Origin of the sequence: Pseudomonas mucidolens (assembly GCF_900106045.1) — a bacterium.
GTDB lineage: Bacteria > Pseudomonadota > Gammaproteobacteria > Pseudomonadales > Pseudomonadaceae > Aquipseudomonas > Aquipseudomonas mucidolens.
In genome coordinates, this window is sequence record NZ_LT629802.1 from 5,470,836 (window position 1) to 5,488,814 (window position 17,979).

The following is a 17,979-nucleotide window of genomic DNA, read 5'->3' on the forward strand; positions in this document are numbered from 1 at the left end:
TTCCTATGTTGCATATCTTCTGTCCTCATTGTGGCGAGCTGCGCTCCGAAGAGGAATTCCACGCCTCCGGCCAGGCGCACATCCCGCGCCCGCTGGACCCGAATGCCTGCACCGATGAAGAGTGGGGCGACTACATGTTCTTCCGCGATAACCCTCGCGGCCTGCACCATGAGTTGTGGATCCATGCCGCCGGTTGCCGCCAGTACTTCAACGCTACCCGCGACACCGTGACCTACGAGATTCTTGAAACCTACAAGATTGGCGCCAAGCCGCAATTCACCGCCAAGGCTTCTGGAGAGAAGGTATGAGCCAGATCAATCGCCTGTCCAACGGCGGCCGGATCGACCGGAATAAAGTCCTGACGTTCACGTTCAATGGCCAGAGCTACAAAGGCTATGAAGGCGACACCCTGGCCGCCGCCTTGCTGGCCAATGGCGTCGATATCATCGGTCGCAGCTTCAAGTACTCGCGTCCACGCGGTATCTACGCCGCCGGCGCCGAAGAGCCGAACGCGGTGCTGCAGATCGGTGCCACCGAAGCCACGCAGATTCCCAATGTGCGCGCCACGCAACAGGCGCTGTACCAAGGCCTCGTCGCCACCAGCACCAACGGCTGGCCGAGCGTCAATAACGACATGATGGGTATTCTCGGCAAGGTCGGCGGCAAGCTGATGCCGCCGGGGTTCTACTACAAAACCTTCATGTACCCGCAATCGTTCTGGATGACCTACGAAAAGTACATTCGTAAAGCTGCCGGTCTTGGCCGTTCGCCGACCGAAAATGATCCGGACACCTACGATAACCTCAACCGTCATTGCGACGTGCTGGTCGTCGGCGCCGGTCCTGCGGGGCTGGCCGCTGCATTGGCGGCCGCGCGCAGCGGCGCCCGCGTGATCATCGCCGATGAGCAGGAAGAGTTCGGCGGCACGCTGCTCGATTCCCGCGAAAGCCTCGACGGCAAGCCGGCTGCCGAGTGGGTCGCGAGTGTGGTTGCCGAACTGCAAGCCTTGCCGGACGTGGTGCTGCTGCCACGCGCCACGGTCAACGGTTACCACGACCATAACTTCCTGACCATTCACGAACGCCTGACCGACCACCTCGGTGATCGTGCGCCGATTGGCCAGGTGCGCCAACGTATCAACCGGGTACGCGCCAAGCGTGTGGTGCTGGCGACCGGGGCGTGCGAGCGTCCGCTGGTGTATGGCAACAATGACGTGCCGGGTAACATGCTGGCGGGTGCGGTGTCCACCTATGTGCGCCGCTACGGCGTGGCGCCGGGCAAGAAACTGGTGTTGTCGACCAACAACGATCACGCCTATCGCGTTGCGCTGGACTGGTTCGATGCCGGCCTGCAAGTTGTCGCGGTGGCTGACGCGCGTCCCAACCCGCGCGGCGCGCTGGTGGAAGAAGCCCGCGCCAAAGGGATTCGCATCCTTACCGGCAGCGCAGTGATCGAAGCCCGTGGCAGCAAACACGTGACCGCTGCACGGATCGCGGCCATCGACGTCAAGGCACACACAGTCACCAGCCCCGGCGAATGGCTGGATTGCGACCTGGTCGCCAGTTCCGGTGGTTACAGCCCGGTGGTGCACTTGGCCTCGCACTTGGGCGGCAAGCCGACCTGGCGTGAAGATATCCTCGGTTTTGTACCGGGCGAAGCCCCGCAGAAGCGTGTGTGCGTCGGCGGCATCAATGGCGTCTACGGCCTGGGCGATTCCCTGGCGGACGGTTTTGAAGGCGGCGTGCGCGCGGCCAGCGAAGCCGGTTTTGCGCCGGTCGAGGGCACGCTGCCCAAAGCCCTGAGCCGTCTGGAAGAGCCAACCCTGGCGCTGTTCCAGGTGCCTCACGAAAAAGCTACCGCACGGGCGCCGAAGCAATTTGTCGACCTGCAAAACGACGTGACCGCCGCCGCCATCGAACTGGCGACCCGCGAAGGTTTCGAGTCGGTGGAACACGTCAAACGCTACACCGCGCTGGGCTTCGGCACCGACCAGGGCAAGCTGGGTAACGTCAACGGCCTGGCGATTGCCGCCCGTTCGCTGAACGTGACCATCCCGCAGATGGGCACCACCATGTTCCGTCCCAACTACACGCCGGTCACCTTCGGCGCCGTAGCGGGCCGTCACTGTGGGCATATCTTCGAGCCAGTGCGCTACACCGCGCTGCACGCCTGGCACGTGAAAAACGCAGCCGAGTTTGAAGACGTCGGCCAATGGAAACGCCCTTGGTACTTCCCGCGCAACGGTGAAGACCTGCATGCCGCGGTGAAACGCGAGTGCCTGGCGGTGCGCGACAGCGTCGGCCTGCTCGATGCCTCGACCCTCGGCAAGATCGATATCCAGGGCCCGGATGCCCGCGAGTTTCTCAACCGCATCTACAGCAACGCCTGGACCAAGCTTGACGTGGGCAAGGCGCGCTACGGTCTGATGTGCAAGGAAGACGGCATGGTTTTCGACGACGGCGTCACCGCCTGTCTGGCCGACAACCACTTCCTGATGACCACCACCACCGGCGGCGCGGCTCGCGTGTTGCAGTGGTTGGAAATCTATCAGCAGACCGAATGGCCAGACCTCAAGGTGTACTTCACCTCGGTCACCGACCATTGGGCGACCATGACCTTGTCCGGCCCCAACAGCCGCAAGTTGCTGAGCGAAGTCACCGAAATCGACCTGGACAAGGACGGTTTCCCGTTCATGACCTGGAAGGAAGGTCTGGTCGGCGGCGTGCCGGCGCGGGTGTTCCGAATCTCGTTTACCGGCGAGCTGTCGTACGAAGTCAACGTGCAGGCCGACTACGCCATGGGCGTGCTGGAACAGATCGTCGAGGCCGGCAAAAAGTACAACCTGACCCCGTACGGCACCGAGACCATGCACGTGCTGCGGGCTGAGAAGGGCTTCATCATCGTCGGGCAAGACACTGACGGTTCGATGACCCCGGACGACCTGAACATGGGCTGGTGCGTCGGTCGTACCAAGCCGTTCTCGTGGATCGGCTGGCGCGGGATGAACCGTGAAGACTGCGTGCGTGAGGAGCGCAAGCAACTGGTGGGCCTGAAGCCGATCGATCCGAAGGTGTGGTTGCCGGAAGGCGCGCAATTGGTGTTCGACGCCAAACAGGCGATCCCGATGAAGATGGTCGGCCACGTCACCTCAAGTTATGCCCACAACTCTCTCGGCTATTCGTTTGCCATGGGCGTGGTCAAGGACGGCTTGAAGCGCATCGGTGAGCGGGTTTTCTCACCGTTGGCGGATGGCAGTGTGATCGAGGCGGAGATTGTGTCTTCGGTGTTCTTTGACCCGAAAGGCGAACGCCAGAACATCTGATGGACCGAGTCGCCTGCAGCGCAGGTAAGCCAGCTCCCACAGTTGTGGGAGCTGGCTTGCTCGCGAAGGCGGCAGTAGATTCACCACAGAATTCAGAACAGGTGCTCTATGACAGCAGCCAATGTGTACCAACAACGCCCCACCACCGACGCCAAGGCCGAGTCGTTGCTGCACCATGCCGACCTCGCCAGCCTCGCGGGCAAGGGGCGCAAGAACGCCGGCGTGACCGTGCGCGAAAAGAAACTCCTCGGCCACCTGACCATTCGTGGCGACGGGCATGACGCGGCGTTTGCCGCCGGCATCCACAAGGCGCTGGGCATCGAGTTGCCGGGCGCCTTGGCGGTCATCGTCAAGGGCGAAACTAGCCTGCAATGGCTCGGCCCGGATGAGTGGCTGTTGATCGTGCCGAGCGGTGAAGAGTTTGCCGCCGAGAAAAATCTGCGTGAGGCGTTGGGGGATCTGCATATCCAGATCGTCAATGTCAGCGGCGGCCAGCAGATCCTCGAACTGACTGGCCCGAATGTGCGTGATGTGCTGATGAAGTCCACCAGCTATGACGTGCATCCGACTAATTTCCCGGTGGGCAAAGCCGTCGGCACGGTGTTCGCCAAGTCGCAACTGGTGATCCGGCATACCGCTGAAGATACCTGGGAGCTGGTGATCCGGCGCAGTTTCTCGGATTACTGGTGGTTGTGGTTGCAGGATGCATCGGCCGAGTATGGCCTGAGCGTCCAAGCCTGACATGCCCCCCGACGGCTATTGCCGCGCCCACTCTGTAGGAGCGAGCTTGCTCGCGAAAAACGCAAGAACGCCGCGCGAATCAGAATGCCGGCGTTATCGTTGACGATTTTCGCGAGCAAGCTCGCTCCTACAGAGGGCGAAGGTAGTTGAGGCCTTGAGTTGTTTTAGGAGTTTCCGCAATGAGCCGCGCACCCGATACATGGATTTTGACCGCCGACTGCCCCAGCGTGCTCGGCACGGTGGATGCGGTCACTCGCTACCTGTTCGAACAGGGTTGCTACGTCACTGAGCACCATTCCTTCGATGACCGGCTCTCGGGCCGCTTCTTCATCCGGGTGGAGTTTCGCCAACCGGACGGTTTTGACGAACAGGCGTTCCGCGATGGCTTGGCCAGTCGTGGCGAAGCCTTTGGCATGATCTTCGAACTTGTGGCGCCGAACTATCGGCCAAAAGTCGTGATCATGGTCTCCAAGGCCGATCACTGCCTGAACGATTTGCTCTACCGCCAGCGTATCGGTCAACTGTCGATGGATGTGGTTGCGGTGGTCTCCAATCACCCCGATCTCAAACCTTTGGCCGACTGGCATCAGATTCCCTACTACCATTTCCCCCTCGACCCCAACGACAAACCGTCCCAGGAACGTCAGGTATGGCAAGTGGTTGAAGACACCGGCGCTGAACTGGTGATCCTTGCGCGCTACATGCAAGTGCTGTCGCCGGAGCTGTGCCGCAAGCTGGATGGCAAGGCGATCAATATCCACCACTCGTTGTTGCCGGGGTTCAAGGGCGCCAAGCCGTATCACCAGGCGTACAACAAGGGGGTGAAGCTGGTGGGCGCCACCGCGCATTACATCAACAACGACCTGGATGAAGGCCCGATCATCGCCCAGGGCGTCGAGGTGGTGGACCACAGTCACTACCCCGAGGACTTGATTGCCAAGGGGCGGGATATCGAAGGGCTCACCTTGGCTCGCGCCGTGGGTTATCACATCGAGCGGCGGGTGTTCCTGAACGCCAATCGGACGGTGGTGCTCTGATGGATGCCTTCGCGAACAAGTCGAAAGGGCCATCACGCACAACATAAAAAACAGCATCTGTACCCGAGCACTTAATGCGCTGCCCACCCAAAGGGGCAACGCGGTTCCATAAAAACAACAGCGAGGTGAAAGCATGTCTGGTAATCGTGGTGTCGTGTATCTCGGCAACGGCAAGGTCGAAGTACAGAAAATCGACTATCCCAAAATGCAGGACCCCCGAGGCAGGAAGATTGAGCACGGCGTGATCCTGCGCGTGGTGTCCACTAACATCTGCGGCTCCGACCAACACATGGTGCGCGGCCGTACTACCGCCCAGACCGGTCTGGTGCTGGGGCACGAAATCACTGGTGAAGTGATCGAGAAGGGCAGTGACGTCGAGAACCTGAAAATCGGCGATCTGGTGTCGGTGCCGTTCAACGTCGCGTGCGGCCGCTGCCGTTCTTGCAAGGAACAGCACACCGGCGTCTGCCTGACCGTCAACCCGGCCCGTGCCGGTGGCGCCTACGGCTACGTCGACATGGGCGACTGGACCGGAGGCCAAGCTGAATATGTACTGGTGCCGTACGCCGACTTCAACCTGTTGAAGCTGCCGGACCGCGACAAGGCCATGGAAAAAATCCGCGACCTGACGTGCCTCTCCGACATTCTGCCAACCGGTTATCACGGTGCGGTGACGGCGGGCGTCGGGCCGGGCAGCACCGTCTACATCGCCGGTGCCGGTCCGGTCGGCCTGGCGGCCGCCGCTTCCGCACGCCTGTTGGGTGCGGCGGTGGTGATCGTCGGCGACGTCAACTCGATCCGCCTGGCCCACGCCAAGGCGCAAGGGTTTGAAGTGGTCGACCTGTCCACCGACACGCCACTGCACGAACAAATCGCGGCCCTGTTGGGCGAGCCTGAAGTCGACTGTGCCGTCGACTGCGTGGGCTTCGAAGCGCGCGGTCACGGCCACGACGGAGTCAAGGCTGAAGCGCCGGCCACCGTGCTCAACTCGCTGATGGGCGTGGTGCGCGTGGCGGGCAAGATCGGTATTCCCGGCCTGTACGTCACCGAAGATCCGGGTGCTGTGGACGCCGCCGCGAAAATGGGCAGCCTGAGCATCCGCTTCGGTCTCGGCTGGGCCAAGTCCCACAGCTTCCACACCGGCCAGACGCCGGTGATGAAGTACAACCGCCAGCTGATGCAGGCGATCATGTGGGACCGCATCAACATCGCCGAAATCGTTGGTGTACAGGTCATCAGCCTGGACGATGCACCGCGTGGCTACGGCGAGTTCGATGCTGGCGTACCGAAGAAATTCGTGATCGACCCGCACAAACTGTTCAGCGCTGCCTGAATCTGGGGCAAATGAAAGGGCGACCCTCGGGTCGCCCTTTTTTATGCGGTGTCCAGGCGTTCAGCGAGCGGCCAGCGCGCCTTGATAGACCGTCGGGCCAGTCGGTTGCTTGCTCAGCGAGCCACCCTTGCTTTCCGAGCTGACCATCAGTTCCACCGGCTGGCTGATGGTTTCCTGCTGGCGGGGGTTGAGGCCGATGATGCCTTTACCGTCTTCCGGTAACAGGCCCAGGGAAACCGGTGTGCCGCCGGCGGGAAGAGCCCACAGTTCGAGGCTGCGGTCCGGTTCCGGCGCGGTGGACGCAATCGGTTCAACCTCCAGGTAATCCTTGTGGGCCATGATTTGCGCGGCGGGCTGTTGAGTGGTGGTTACCAAGGTTGCCGAGGACTTGACGCTGTCCTGGGTGTAAAGCGCGCCACCGATACCGGCAATCACCACGACGCAAACGCCAACGAACAAGCGTGGACGGGTCCAGAAGCTGGGTTTTTGGTCAATCACGTGAGTCATAAGGCTGTTCCTGACAGTGGTTGAGTGCAATACGCAGCGGCCAGTAATGGCTCTTTGATTTTAACTGCTACGGGCATTCTCAGTAGTGAAATTGACCCTGAGAACAGCGTCAGGTTCCGGAGCTGGCGCAATGATTACGGGGTTGGGTGATGTCAAATCGCCTCGCCTGGAACCGTTCTCCGCTGAAAGAGCGGTGTTCCTGAACAAATCTGCAGGTACCTTCAGCCACGGAACAATCCCCGTAAGATCCCGGTCAAATGCGTGCTTCTGCCCACCCGCATGTGGGGTGTGGCTCCTGAATTTAGAGGTTGTCTCGATGAAAATTTCACGCGGTTTGGCCCTTTCCTGCCTGATGAGCCTGGCAGCCGGTCCGGTGCTGGCAGCCGGTTTCAGTCTGGGTGATGCGGCCAATGCCATCTCCGGCATGCAGGGCGGCAACAAGGCCGCCGCCGCAGCTCCTACGTCAGAAACCGCTGGTTTGCTCAGCGCGTTGACCTCGCAGTTGAATATCACACCCGAGCAAGCTGTCGGCGGGACCGGCGCGATGCTGGGGTTGGCCAAGAATCAGTTGGGCGGCGGTGATTATTCGCAACTGAGCAAAAGCGTGCCCGGCCTCGACAAGCTGTCTGGCAGCAACTCGTTGGACAGCCTCGGGGCGCTGAGTGGCATGCTCGGCCAGAATGGCGGCAGCAAGACGTCGGGTCTGGACGGTCTGTTGGGCAACGTGAAGACCACCAGCGACCTGAACACCGCGTTCAGTGCGCTGGGCATGGACAGTGGCATGATCGGCCAGTTTGCCCCGGTGATCCTGCAGTACCTGGGCGGACAGGGTGCCGACAGTTCCTTGCTCGGCAAACTGGCCCAGGCCTGGGGCACCGGCAGCTAAGGGCGCCCCGCGCGCAGCGCGTCGATGCGCGCATCCTTCTCCATCCAGAGCTGGTTGACCCAGTTCTGGACGGTCTGGCGGAACGCCGGATCGTTCTCGTAATCCCCCTGCCACAATGCCGGGTCGAGCTCGCGGGTGCGGATATCCACGATCACGCGAGGCACCGCACCGCTGATCAGATCCCAGAAACCCGGAATCCTGTCCTGTGGATACACCACGGTGACGTCGAGGATAGCATCCAGCTGTTCGCCCATTGCCGCCAGGACGAATGCCACGCCGCCGGCCTTGGGTTTGAGCAGGCGGGTGAAGGGTGAATTCTGCTGTGCGTGCTTGGTTTCGCTAAAACGCGTGCCCTCCAGGTAATTGACCACGGTCACTGGCTGGCGTTTGAACAGCTCGCAGGCTTGCTGGGTGATTTTCAGGTCCTGGCCCGCCAACTGCGGATTTTTCGCCAGGAACGCCTTGGTGTAGCGCTTCATGAACGGGTAATCCAGCGCCCACCAGGCCAACCCCAGGAACGGCACCCAGATCAGTTCCTTTTTCAGGAAGAACTTGAAGAACGGTGTACGCCGGTTGAGGGTCTGGATCAGCGCCGGGATGTCGACCCAGGACTGATGGTTGCTGATCACCAGGTACGAGGTATCGCGGCGCAGGCCTTCGCCGCCGCGAATATCCCATGCGGTGGGGATGCACAGGGCGAAGATCAGCTTGTCGATTTCGGCCCAGGTTTCGGCGATCCACATCACCGCCCCTGAGGCGTGGTCGCGGTAGCGACCGGGCGCCACCAACTTGAGCAGGGCGAACACCAGTAAAGGGCCGATCAGGATCAGCGTGTTGAGTAACAGCAGCAGTGTGACGAAACAGCCGGTGAGCAGGCGGCGCATAAGTAACTCTTGAAAACGGTTGGGCGGGCCATGATAAGCAGCTTCAGTCTAGAGACCAAATCGCAAATCGCCTGACGAATGTTTCACGTTGTATTGCGTATGCTGGGCAACGATCCAACTTTGGGCTGTGTTTGCAGTCTAGTATTTGCCTACTTATCTCAAGGAAACCTGCCACGTGAAATCCCTCCTTGCCCTGTTATCCCTCGTCGCCCTGCCGATCATGGCCGCCGAGCCGACCCTTTACGGGCGCTACGAATACATTCAGTTGCCGGAATTCGGTGAAACCTTCAAGGCCAAGATGGACACCGGCGCGTTGACCGCTTCGCTGTCGGCCCGCGACATTGAGACCTTCACTCGCGATGGCGAGGACTGGGTGCGTTTCCGCCTGGGTGACAAAGCCGAGAACAACAAAGTGTATGAACACAAGGTGGCGCGCATCAGCAAGATCAAGAACCGCGCCGACGAAGATGATGACAAGGATGAAACCAGCGTGGCCAAGCGCCCGGTGGTGGAACTGCAGATGTGCCTGGGCAACGTCAAGCGCACGGTGGAGGTTAACCTCACCGACCGCAGCAGCTTCAACTACCCGCTGTTGATCGGCGCCAAGGCGCTGCGTAAGTTTGATGCTGCGGTGAACCCGGCCCGTCGCTACACAGCCGACAAGCCCGACTGCTGATTGACGCGCAATGAGGCATGGGGCACCGTTCACCTTTGCCTTCCCTGTGCTCGGATGCCATGCCTCATATCCTGATTGTCGAAGACGAAGCGGCAATAGCCGATACGCTGATATTTGCCCTGCAGGGTGAAGGCTTCACCACCACCTGGCTGACCCTTGGCCAGGTCGCGCTGGAGCACCAGCGCCAGACCCCCGCCGACTTGATCATCCTCGACATCGGTTTGCCGGATATCAGCGGTTTTGAAACCTGCAAGCAACTGCGCCGCTTCACCGAAGTGCCGGTGATGTTCCTCAGTGCCCGGGACGCGGAAATCGATCGCGTGGTGGGCCTGGAGATCGGTGCCGACGATTATGTGGTCAAACCCTTCAGTCCACGGGAAGTGGCGGCGCGGGTCAAGGCGATCCTCAAACGTGTGACACCCGTTGCGGCTCCCGCCAGCAGCGGGGTGTTCCTGGTGGACCCCGAGCGGGTCCAGATTCAGTACCACGGCCAGCCCCTGAACCTCACCCGTCATGAGTTTCGCCTGCTCAACTGCCTGTTGGAGCAGCCCGAACGCGTGTTCAGTCGCGAGCAGTTGCTGGATGCGGTGGGCGTGCCCGCCGATGCAGGTTACGAGCGCAATATCGATAGTCACATCAAAAGCCTGCGCAGCAAGTTGCGCGCAGTCGCCCTGGATGCCGAGCCGATCCAGACTCACCGTGGCCTGGGTTACAGCTACAGCCCGAGCCACGCCTGATGCGTCTGGGACTGCGGATTTTCCTGGTGTACGCGCTGTTTATCGGTCTGACCGGCTATTTTGTGCTCAGCACGGTGATGAAGGAAATTCGCCCCGGCGTGCGCCAGTCCACCGAAGAAACCTTGGTGGATACCGCCAACCTGCTGGCGGAAGTCCTGCGCGATGACGTCAAGAACGGCACCCTCGGACAAAGCCATTGGCCGAGCGTGCTCAAGTCCTACGGCGACCGTCGGCCGGGCGCGACCATTTGGGGCCTGGCGAAAAACCAGGTCAACCACCGCATCTATGTCACCGACGCCAAGGGCATCGTGCTGCTCGATTCCAGCGCTGAGGCGCTGGGCCAGGATTATTCGAAATGGAATGATGTCTACCTGACCCTGCGCGGTGAGTATGGTGCGCGTTCGACCCGCAGCAATGCCGAAGATCCGGCTTCATCAGTGATGCACGTGGGTGCGCCGATCCGCGATAACGGGCAGATTATCGGGGTGGTCACCGTGGCCAAACCCAACAGTTCGCTGCAACCTTATGTCGATCGCACCGAACGCCGTTTGCTGTGGTACGGCGCCGGGCTGGTGGCGCTGGGGTTGCTGCTGGGGGCGTTGTTGTCGTGGTGGCTGAGCGTCGCGCTGCGGCGCCTGACCAGCTATGCACAGGCGGTCAGTGAAGGGCGACGTGCCGAGTTGCCGCATTACCGTGGCGGCGAGCTTGAGCAACTGTCCACGGCCGTGGAGCACATGCGCACGCAACTGGAGGGCAAGGCCTACGTCGAACGTTATGTGCATACCCTGACCCACGAACTGAAAAGCCCGCTGGCGGCGATTCGCGGCGCGGCGGAGCTGCTGCAAGGGCAGATGACCCCGGTTCAGCAGCAGCGGTTTGTCGGCAATATCGCCAGTGAAAGTGCGCGTTTGCAACAGTTGATCGAGCGTCTGTTGAACCTGGCCCAGGTCGAGCAACGCCAGGGCCTGGAGCAGCAAGCCCCGGTGCCGCTGGCGGCTTTGGTGGATGAGGTGATCAAGGCCCAGTGTGCGCGGATCGAGCAGGCCGGCTTGCACATCGAGCGCTTGATCGATGCCGATGTGACGTTGTTCGGCGAACCTTTCCTGCTGCGCCAGGCCCTGGGTAATCTGCTGGAAAACGCTTTGGACTTCACCCCGCCCGGCGGCACTCTGCGCTTCAGCGCCGCGGTACAACGCAACGCTGTGCAGGTCAGCCTGTTCAATCAGGCCGAAGCGATTCCCGAGTACGCCTTGCCGCGCTTGACCGAGCGTTTCTATTCCTTGCCGCGTCCGGGCAATGGTCGCAAGAGCACCGGGCTGGGCCTGAACTTTGTCGAAGAAGTCATGAAGTTGCATGGCGGCTCGTTGCAGATTGGCAACGTGCCCGGTGGCGTGCAGGTGGTACTGCATCTCCACACAGTCTCCACATTGCCCTCATAAACCGCCCACAGTCGGCTCCCAGACTCTTGCTCATCAAAACAGGGAGAGACCGATGAACCGCAGCCTGCTATTCAAACTGGGCGCGATTGCGCTGCTGATCCTGCTATTGCTGATTCCGTTGTTGATGATCGATGGCATCATCGATGAGCGCCAGCAACTGCGCGACGGTGTATTGATGGACATTGCCCGCAGCTCCAGCTACAGCCAGCAGGTGAGCGGGCCGGTGATGGTCGTGCCGTATCGCAAGACCGTGCGTGAGTGGAAGCTCAACGAAAAACTCAACAAGCGCTATGAGCAAACTCGCGAGGTGCACGGTCGTCTGTATTTCCTGCCGGAGCACTTCGAACTCGACGGCCAGGTGCAAACCGAACTGCGGGCACGGGGGATTTATCAGGCGCGGCTGTTCCATGCGGATAACCGCATCAGCGGCCGCTTTGTATTGCCGGAGCAGTTGGGTATCAAGGAAAACTTTGCCGACTACCAGTTTGACCCGGCGTTTCTGGCGGTGGGTATCAGTGATATTCGCGGCATCGAAAATGCCCTGACGCTGGAGCTGGGCAGTCAGCGCCTGGCGTTTTCGCCGGGGACTCAAGTGGCGTGGTTGGGCGAGGGCGTGAGTGTGCTGTTGCCCGTCCTCGACAGCAAAAAACCGGCGCCGCTGGACTTCGCCTTCGACCTGCGCCTGCAAGGTACCGAGCAGTTGCAAGTGCTGCCCGTGGGCAAGACCAGTCAGGTCAAGCTGACGTCCAACTGGCCGCATCCCAGTTTTATCGGCAACTTCCTGCCGGCCCAGCGTGAAATCACTGATCAAGGCTTTAGCGCGAACTGGCACACCTCGTTTTTCTCCACCAACCTGGAAGAGGCCCTGCGCGGTTGCCTGTCGGAACGCGGTTGTGAAGACTTCAATGGCCGCAGCTTTGGCGTGAACTTTATCGACCCGGTGGACCAGTACCTCAAGAGTGATCGGGCGATCAAATATGCGCTGTTGTTTATCACCCTGACATTTGCCGGATTTTTCCTCTTCGAGGTGCTCAAGAGCCTCGCGGTACACCCGATCCAGTACGCGCTGGTCGGGGTGGCCCTGGCGTTTTTCTACCTGCTGCTGTTGTCGTTGTCCGAACACATCGGCTTCGCCCTGGCGTACCTGATATCGGCCAGCGCGTGCGTGTTGTTGATTGGCTTTTATGTCTGCCATGTGCTGCGCAGCGTCGTCCATGGTGTGGGGTTCTCGGCGGGACTGGCGGCGCTGTATGGCTTGCTGTACGGGTTGTTGAGCGCCGAGGATTACGCGCTGCTGATGGGCTCGCTGCTGTTGTTCGGCCTGTTGGGCACGGTGATGGTGCTGACGCGCAAACTCGACTGGTACGGCGTGGGCAAACGCAAGGCCGCCGCGCCGCTGGAGTTTGACCTGGAGGCGGTGCAATGATCGGGCTGCGCGAGGATCGGCGGATGGCAGTGCGATTGATCAGCAGAATCAATGCGCTGTTTCCGGTGGCGCGGCCTGTGGAAGAAAGTTTTCCCTGCGGGAAGGGTGCTTGCCCTGTGGCGAGGGGGCTTGTCCCCCGTTGGGCTGCGCAGCAGCCCCAAGCATTCAAGCAGCATGCGGTGTATCAGGCATTCCTCAGTGGCTGGTTTTGGGGCTGCTGCGCAGCCCAACGGGGGACAAGCCCCCTCGCCACAGGACAAGCTCCGCCACAGGACAAGCACTCCTCAGCACAGGACAAGCCTTTTTACAGGGAGAGCCTTATTCCCCAATCTTGTCCTATGAATCAGGCCGGCGGTTGGGTTGCCTGCATCGAGGGGCGTTGACTGACCTCGGCATACCACGCCGCGAGCTTGGGGTTGTCCGAGCGCCATGACAGGTCCGGGTGCCGGAAGTCCAGGTAACCCAAGGCGCAGGCGACGCTGATGGCGGCGACGTCGAAATGGCTGGTCAGTTCGGCGATGGCATCCGCTTCAAGTTCGGCAACGGCGCGGTGGATCTTGTTGCGCTGCTCTTGCAGCCAGCTGTCCCAGTGTTTTTCCGGCGGGCGCAGGGCGGTTTCATAGCGGACCAGCACGGCTGCGTCCATGATCCCGTCAGCCATCGACGCCAATGTCAGGCGCCGCCAGCGGGCCGAGCCGTCACGTGGGATCAACGGGTTGCCGACGTGTTGATGGTCGAAGTAATCGAGGATCACTCGACTGTCGTGCAATACATTGCCATCGGCCAGGCGCAGGGCCGGGATCTTGCCCACCGGGTTGCTCTCGTTCAGCACGCCCACCGGGTTGACTGGCGTGAGCAATACGGTTTGCAAGGCCACCCGGTCTTGTTGGCCGGTTTCATGTAACAGCACCAGGACTTTGCGGACAAACGGCGAAGCGGGGTTGTGGAACAACGTCATGCTGGGCACGGACATGGGCAATTCAATCCTTTGTAGGCGCGAGCGTGCTCGCGAAGAATGCCAACGATAACGCAGCGTGCCGGGTTTAACGCGGGGTTCTCAGGTTTTTTCCTACTTGCGAAATGCCCATATTCCGATAACAGCCGGTACGCCCAACCCGACCCAGCTCAATGAGTCCCACAACCCATCCCCCAGCAGCGCGGCGAACAGCCCCGTCGTACTCAGTGCACCGATCACCAGCGGAATCCCGAACACCTTCCAGAAACTCGACTGCCGGGGCTTCATGGCTGCCCCGCCTTGCGCCGCACCAGCCACAGGTACACGCCGCTGCCCAGCACGATAATGGTCAACACATCGAGTACCGCCCAGAGGATTTTCATCGGCATACCGCCGTAGTCACCAAAGTGCAGGGGCTGAGACATGCCCATGGCATCCAAGTACCACGGCCGTTCGCCGACGGCGGTCACGTGCAGGTTGCTGGCGTCGATCAGCACCGGCGTCAGTAGATGTGAGGTCAGGTGGGTACTGCCCTTCATGAAGACGGCGTAATGATGCTCGCTGGAAAACCGTGTGCCGGGGAAGGCGATAAAGTCCGGCGTCATACCCGGCGCAGCCTGCTCGGCAATTGTCAGCAGGTTCGTGGCAGGGGCGCGCAAGGTCAGCGGCGGGGCGTTTTTGTACGGCTCGACCATCGCGCTCAGGCTGTCGCTGCGCCAGGCGGCGATGATCAGGTCGGCACAGGCGCTGATCACCCCCGTGACACCCACCACCAGCGCCCAGGTCAAGGTGACAACGCCGATCAGGTTATGCAGGTCCAGCCAGCGCAGGCGCGTGGATTTGTCCTGGCGCACGGTGGCGAACTTCAAACGGCGCATGAATGGCAGGTACAACACCGTGCCGGAGATAATCGCCAGCACAAACAGCAACCCCATGAACGCCAGCAGCAACTTGCCCGGCAGGCCGGCGAACATGTCCACATGCAGGCGCAGCAGGAACATCGTCAACCCGCCATTGGCCGACGGCATCTCCACACTTTCCCCGGTACGGGCGTCGAGCATGAAGGTGTGGGACGAATTGGGTTCGGTCCCCGCGGTGGCAGCCATGATCGCGATCACGCCGTTCTTGTCATCCTCATCCCAGGCCAGGTACTGCATGGCTTCGCCGGGGCGGTGGGCCTGTGCAGCTGTGACCAGTTGTTCGAGATTGAGTTGCGGTGTATCGGCCGCCATCTGCTTGAGTTCGGGCTCATTGCCCAGCAGATGATCGATCTCGTGGTGAAAGATCAGCGGCAGGCCGGTGAGGGCCAGCATCAGCAGGAACACGGTGCAGATGAGGCTGGTCCAGGTGTGGATGAAGGACCAGCGGCGGATGGTTTTGCTTTTCATTTCATTGCCTTCAGACAAGCCAAAGCCGTCCTCATGGGACGGTCTGGTTGTGGAGCCGGTTAGCTCAGCGCATTACCACTGATAGGTTGCACTGGCGACGACGCTGCGTTGGTCGCCGTAGTAGCAGTACGAGCCGTCGCAGGTGGAAATGTAGTCCTTGTCGAACAGGTTGGTGGCGTTGAGCTTTGCCGAGGCGCCTTTGAGGCTGTTGTCCAGGCGGCCGAGGTCGTAGTGCACCGCGGCGTCGAATACGGTGTAGGCATCGGCTTTGCCCAGCCATGTGTTGGCTTGGTCGCCGTAGGTATTGCCCGTGTAGCGGGCCCCCGCGCCGATGCCGAAACCGTCCAGCACGCCGTTGTGCCAAGTGTAGTCAGTCCATAGGGAGGCTTGCTGGTTTGGCATCAATTGCAGGCGATTACCTTTGTGCTCGCCTTTTTGTACCTCGGACTTGGCCAGCGTGTAAGCGGCGATGACCTTGAGGTTCTCAGTCACGTCAGACACGGCTTCCAGTTCCAGGCCCTTGACCTTCACTTCGCCGGTCTGGTCGGTGGTCGACACGCCCCCGGGTTCGAAGCTGGTGACCAGCACGTTTTTCTGGGTCAGGTCGTAAATCGCCGCACTGAGCAATGTATTTGAACCGGGCGGCTGATACTTGATCCCCAATTCCCATTGTTTGCCTTCGGTGGGTTTATACGACTCGGTAGGGGAGACGCTGGCGTTACTGGCAGGCTGGAACGATTCGGCGTAGGAGATGTAGGGCACAATGCCCGAATCGAACACGTAGCTCAGCGCCGCATTGCCACTGAAATTCTTGCTGCGGTCAGTGTTGGTCGCATCGTTCTTGTTGAAGTAAGTGGTGCCCTGGTGCACCCAGTCTTCACGACCACCGAGGGTCAGGCGCCAGTTATCCAAGGCCATCTGGTCTTGCACGTAGAGACCGGTCTGTACGGTTTTCTGGTTGTAGTCATAGAACGCGCCTGAGCGCGCCGGGCGCTCGATCGGCTGGCCGTAGATCGGGTTGTAGATGTTGGTACCTGGCGCTGTACCGAAAATCGACAGGTAGGAGGTGTCGGTGCGTTGATGATCCAGACCGAGCAGCAATGTGTGGGTGATGTCGCCAGTGGCGAAGTCAGCCTGGAAATTGTTGTCGACCGCGAACTGGCCAATATTCTCGTCAACGTTGGTCGACGAGCGACTGATATTTCCTTGCGCGTCAGCAGGTGAATAGCCATAAGCGCCGACGGTCAGTTGCTGGAAGGACAGCTCTGACTTGGTATAACGCAAGTTTTGACGGAACTGCCAGGTGTCGTTGAAGCGATGCTCGAAGGCGTAGCCCAGTGCGTAGTAGGTGCGGTCGTAGAACTCGTAGTCCGGATCGCCCAGGTTCTTGTGGTGCGAGACGTCGCCCAGCGGCGATTTGATCTTGGTGCCCTGTATCGGCAGGAACTGGCTGGTGGCGCCAGTATCGTCGCGGGTGAACTGCGACAGCAGTGTCAGCTTGGTGTCGGTATTGATGTTCCAGGTCAGGCTGGGGGCGATGTTGTAGCGTTTGTTGTCGATATGATCAACCTGGGTTCCCGCATCGCGCACGACCCCGCTGACACCGTAGAGAAACTCACCTTCGTCGTCGATCTTGCCGGTGCTGGCGAAGTTGATCTGGCGATAGTTGTCACTGCCGTACTGAACCTGGATGGCATGGCTCGATTCGGCGCTTGGGCGCCGGCTGACCATGTCCAGCAAACCGCCCGGTGGGGTCTGGCCGTAGACAGAGGAGGCCGGGCCGCGCAGCAGCGCGATGCGGTCGAGGTTCCAGGTTTCCGCTTTCGGGTTGGCATATACACCCCTTGGTAGTGGCAGTCCGTCGAGAAACTGGGTGGGTTCGAAGCCACGTACACGCATCCAGTCGTAGCGGGTGTCACTGCCGTAGCTGGCGGAAACAATACCGGGCATGTAGCGCACGGCGTCATCAAGGTTCTGGACGTTGCGGTCCTGCATCTGCTGGCGGGTAGCGACCGAGATTGATCGGGGTGCTTCTACCAGCGCGGTATCAGTCTTGCTCCCCGCTGCCGTCCGCGTTGCGACATAACCCTCCACCGGTCCCCATGCACTCTCATAGTTGCTTTGGCCAATGATGCTGGTTTCCGGCAGGGCCACCACGCCCTGCGGAATCGCGGCCAGGCTGAACGTGCCGGCGCTGCTTTGTTCCAGTTGCAAACCCGTACCGCGCAAGGCTTCACGCAAGGCGCCCGGTGCGTCGAACTGACCCTGGACCGGCGTCGAGGTCTTGCCTGCCGCCAGTGCCGGATCAAGCGTCAGCGCCAGGCCGGCCTGGCTGGCGATCTGGTTCAGGGTGCTGGCCAAAGGCGCGGCGGGCAGGTTGTAGGCGCGCACGCTGGAGGCTTGTTCGGCGGCGATCAACTGGGTGCTGGCCAGCGGGGCGCTGAGGGCAATGGCCACGGCTAACAGGCTGGGACGCAACAACGTATCGAGCGTGCGGGACATGGAAGGGCTCCTGAATGGAAATATTTCTCAATTGCCTGTGTGCCGCACGAGAATCAAAAAGTGATAGGGCTGGGTGAAAATATTTTCTTGCCTGGGGATTTTCGGTGGTTTTTAGGGCCTCATCGCGAGCAAGTCGAATCGCCCAG

At 60.8% G+C, this 17,979-nt stretch carries 16 protein-coding genes; 10 read left to right on the forward strand and 6 right to left on the reverse strand.

The genetic code is table 11. The features are described from left to right. The first annotated feature begins 5 nt into the window (after positions 1 to 5). The 5 genes from BLU75_RS25180 to fdhA all read left to right on the forward strand — a co-directional run bounded on the left by BLU75_RS25180 (position 6) and on the right by fdhA (position 6,433). On the forward strand, positions 6 to 308 hold the full coding sequence (locus BLU75_RS25180; protein ID WP_084379616.1) for a sarcosine oxidase subunit delta: 303 nt from the start codon (positions 6 to 8) through the stop codon (positions 306 to 308). Then, on the forward strand, positions 305 to 3,322 hold the full coding sequence (locus BLU75_RS25185; RefSeq protein ID WP_084379615.1) for a sarcosine oxidase subunit alpha: 3,018 nt from the start codon (positions 305 to 307) through the stop codon (positions 3,320 to 3,322). Before BLU75_RS25180 ends, BLU75_RS25185 begins: the two co-directional genes overlap by 4 nt. A gap of 108 nt (positions 3,323 to 3,430) precedes the next feature. Further along, a complete protein-coding gene (locus tag BLU75_RS25190; protein WP_084379614.1) occupies positions 3,431 to 4,063 on the forward strand; it encodes a sarcosine oxidase subunit gamma in 633 nt (210 codons plus the stop codon). A 179-nt stretch (positions 4,064 to 4,242) separates the two neighbouring features. Next, on the forward strand, positions 4,243 to 5,100 hold the full coding sequence (gene purU / locus BLU75_RS25195) for a formyltetrahydrofolate deformylase (RefSeq protein ID WP_084379613.1): 858 nt from the start codon (positions 4,243 to 4,245) through the stop codon (positions 5,098 to 5,100). A 133-nt stretch (positions 5,101 to 5,233) separates the two neighbouring features. After that, positions 5,234 to 6,433, forward strand: coding sequence for a formaldehyde dehydrogenase, glutathione-independent (fdhA, locus tag BLU75_RS25200; RefSeq protein ID WP_017530750.1), 1,200 nt, complete (start codon positions 5,234 to 5,236; stop codon positions 6,431 to 6,433). Between the two features lie 60 nt (positions 6,434 to 6,493). On the opposite strand, the gene BLU75_RS25205 is transcribed toward fdhA, so the two are convergent. Next, entirely contained in the window at positions 6,494 to 6,940 is a 447-nt protein-coding gene (locus tag BLU75_RS25205; protein ID WP_084379612.1) for an anti-sigma factor domain-containing protein, read from the reverse strand. A gap of 316 nt (positions 6,941 to 7,256) precedes the next feature. Between BLU75_RS25205 and BLU75_RS25210 the strand changes: the two genes are divergently transcribed. Then, on the forward strand, positions 7,257 to 7,826 hold the full coding sequence (locus tag BLU75_RS25210) for a DUF2780 domain-containing protein (protein WP_084379611.1): 570 nt from the start codon (positions 7,257 to 7,259) through the stop codon (positions 7,824 to 7,826). Here BLU75_RS25210 and BLU75_RS25215 read toward each other — a convergent pair. Then, complete coding sequence (locus BLU75_RS25215; RefSeq protein WP_084379610.1) at positions 7,823 to 8,710, reverse strand: acyltransferase; 888 nt, start codon at positions 8,708 to 8,710, stop codon at positions 7,823 to 7,825. The two genes, BLU75_RS25210 and BLU75_RS25215, sit on opposite strands and share 4 nt — an antisense overlap. A gap of 175 nt (positions 8,711 to 8,885) precedes the next feature. Here BLU75_RS25215 and rloA2 point away from each other — a divergent pair, with 175 nt between their 5' ends. The 4 genes from rloA2 to creD are packed head-to-tail and all read left to right on the forward strand — an operon-like array spanning position 8,886 to position 12,988. Beyond that, positions 8,886 to 9,386 (forward strand): retropepsin-like aspartic peptidase RloA2, encoded by a 501-nt coding sequence (rloA2, locus tag BLU75_RS25220; protein ID WP_084379609.1) that lies wholly within the window; start codon positions 8,886 to 8,888, stop codon positions 9,384 to 9,386. Between the two features lie 59 nt (positions 9,387 to 9,445). Further along, positions 9,446 to 10,123, forward strand: coding sequence for a two-component system response regulator CreB (gene creB / locus BLU75_RS25225; protein ID WP_084379629.1), 678 nt, complete (start codon positions 9,446 to 9,448; stop codon positions 10,121 to 10,123). Further along, the gene (creC, locus tag BLU75_RS25230) at positions 10,123 to 11,562 is read left to right on the forward strand and encodes a two-component system sensor histidine kinase CreC (protein WP_084379608.1); all 1,440 of its coding nucleotides are present in this window, start codon (positions 10,123 to 10,125) and stop codon (positions 11,560 to 11,562) included. Before creB ends, creC begins: the two co-directional genes overlap by 1 nt. 52 nt (positions 11,563 to 11,614) lie before the next feature. Continuing rightward, positions 11,615 to 12,988 (forward strand): cell envelope integrity protein CreD, encoded by a 1,374-nt coding sequence (gene creD / locus BLU75_RS25235; protein WP_084379607.1) that lies wholly within the window; start codon positions 11,615 to 11,617, stop codon positions 12,986 to 12,988. Between the two features lie 343 nt (positions 12,989 to 13,331). On the opposite strand, the gene BLU75_RS25245 is transcribed toward creD, so the two are convergent. The 4 genes from BLU75_RS25245 to BLU75_RS25260 all read right to left on the reverse strand — a co-directional run bounded on the left by BLU75_RS25245 (position 13,332) and on the right by BLU75_RS25260 (position 17,833). Beyond that, positions 13,332 to 13,961, reverse strand: a complete 630-nt coding sequence (locus BLU75_RS25245; RefSeq protein ID WP_084379605.1) for a glutathione S-transferase family protein — start codon at positions 13,959 to 13,961, stop codon at positions 13,332 to 13,334. A gap of 96 nt (positions 13,962 to 14,057) precedes the next feature. Beyond that, complete coding sequence (locus BLU75_RS27545) at positions 14,058 to 14,231, reverse strand: hypothetical protein (RefSeq protein ID WP_090221586.1); 174 nt, start codon at positions 14,229 to 14,231, stop codon at positions 14,058 to 14,060. Continuing rightward, positions 14,228 to 15,331, reverse strand: a complete 1,104-nt coding sequence (locus BLU75_RS25255) for a PepSY-associated TM helix domain-containing protein (RefSeq protein ID WP_084379604.1) — start codon at positions 15,329 to 15,331, stop codon at positions 14,228 to 14,230. Before BLU75_RS25255 ends, BLU75_RS27545 begins: the two co-directional genes overlap by 4 nt. Positions 15,332 to 15,403: 72 nt before the next feature. Next, a complete protein-coding gene (locus tag BLU75_RS25260) occupies positions 15,404 to 17,833 on the reverse strand; it encodes a TonB-dependent siderophore receptor (protein WP_084379603.1) in 2,430 nt (809 codons plus the stop codon). Positions 17,834 to 17,979: the final 146 nt, after the last annotated feature.

Bases quoted from the DNA above. Each gene is read 5' to 3' on its own strand.
- BLU75_RS25180 (WP_084379616.1), top strand. From the start codon at position 6: ATGTTGCATATCTTCTGTCCTCATTGTGGCGAGCTGCGCTCCGAAGAG.
- BLU75_RS25185 (WP_084379615.1), top strand. From the start codon at position 305: ATGAGCCAGATCAATCGCCTGTCCAACGGCGGCCGGATCGACCGGAAT.
- BLU75_RS25190 (WP_084379614.1), top strand. From the start codon at position 3,431: ATGACAGCAGCCAATGTGTACCAACAACGCCCCACCACCGACGCCAAG.
- purU (WP_084379613.1), top strand. From the start codon at position 4,243: ATGAGCCGCGCACCCGATACATGGATTTTGACCGCCGACTGCCCCAGC.
- fdhA (WP_017530750.1), top strand. From the start codon at position 5,234: ATGTCTGGTAATCGTGGTGTCGTGTATCTCGGCAACGGCAAGGTCGAA.
- BLU75_RS25205 (WP_084379612.1), bottom strand. From the start codon at position 6,940: ATGACTCACGTGATTGACCAAAAACCCAGCTTCTGGACCCGTCCACGC.
- BLU75_RS25210 (WP_084379611.1), top strand. From the start codon at position 7,257: ATGAAAATTTCACGCGGTTTGGCCCTTTCCTGCCTGATGAGCCTGGCA.
- BLU75_RS25215 (WP_084379610.1), bottom strand. From the start codon at position 8,710: ATGCGCCGCCTGCTCACCGGCTGTTTCGTCACACTGCTGCTGTTACTC.
- creB (WP_084379629.1), top strand. From the start codon at position 9,446: ATGCCTCATATCCTGATTGTCGAAGACGAAGCGGCAATAGCCGATACG.
- creC (WP_084379608.1), top strand. From the start codon at position 10,123: ATGCGTCTGGGACTGCGGATTTTCCTGGTGTACGCGCTGTTTATCGGT.
- creD (WP_084379607.1), top strand. From the start codon at position 11,615: ATGAACCGCAGCCTGCTATTCAAACTGGGCGCGATTGCGCTGCTGATC.
- BLU75_RS25245 (WP_084379605.1), bottom strand. From the start codon at position 13,961: ATGTCCGTGCCCAGCATGACGTTGTTCCACAACCCCGCTTCGCCGTTT.
- BLU75_RS27545 (WP_090221586.1), bottom strand. From the start codon at position 14,231: ATGAAGCCCCGGCAGTCGAGTTTCTGGAAGGTGTTCGGGATTCCGCTG.
- BLU75_RS25255 (WP_084379604.1), bottom strand. From the start codon at position 15,331: ATGAAAAGCAAAACCATCCGCCGCTGGTCCTTCATCCACACCTGGACC.
- BLU75_RS25260 (WP_084379603.1), bottom strand. From the start codon at position 17,833: ATGTCCCGCACGCTCGATACGTTGTTGCGTCCCAGCCTGTTAGCCGTG.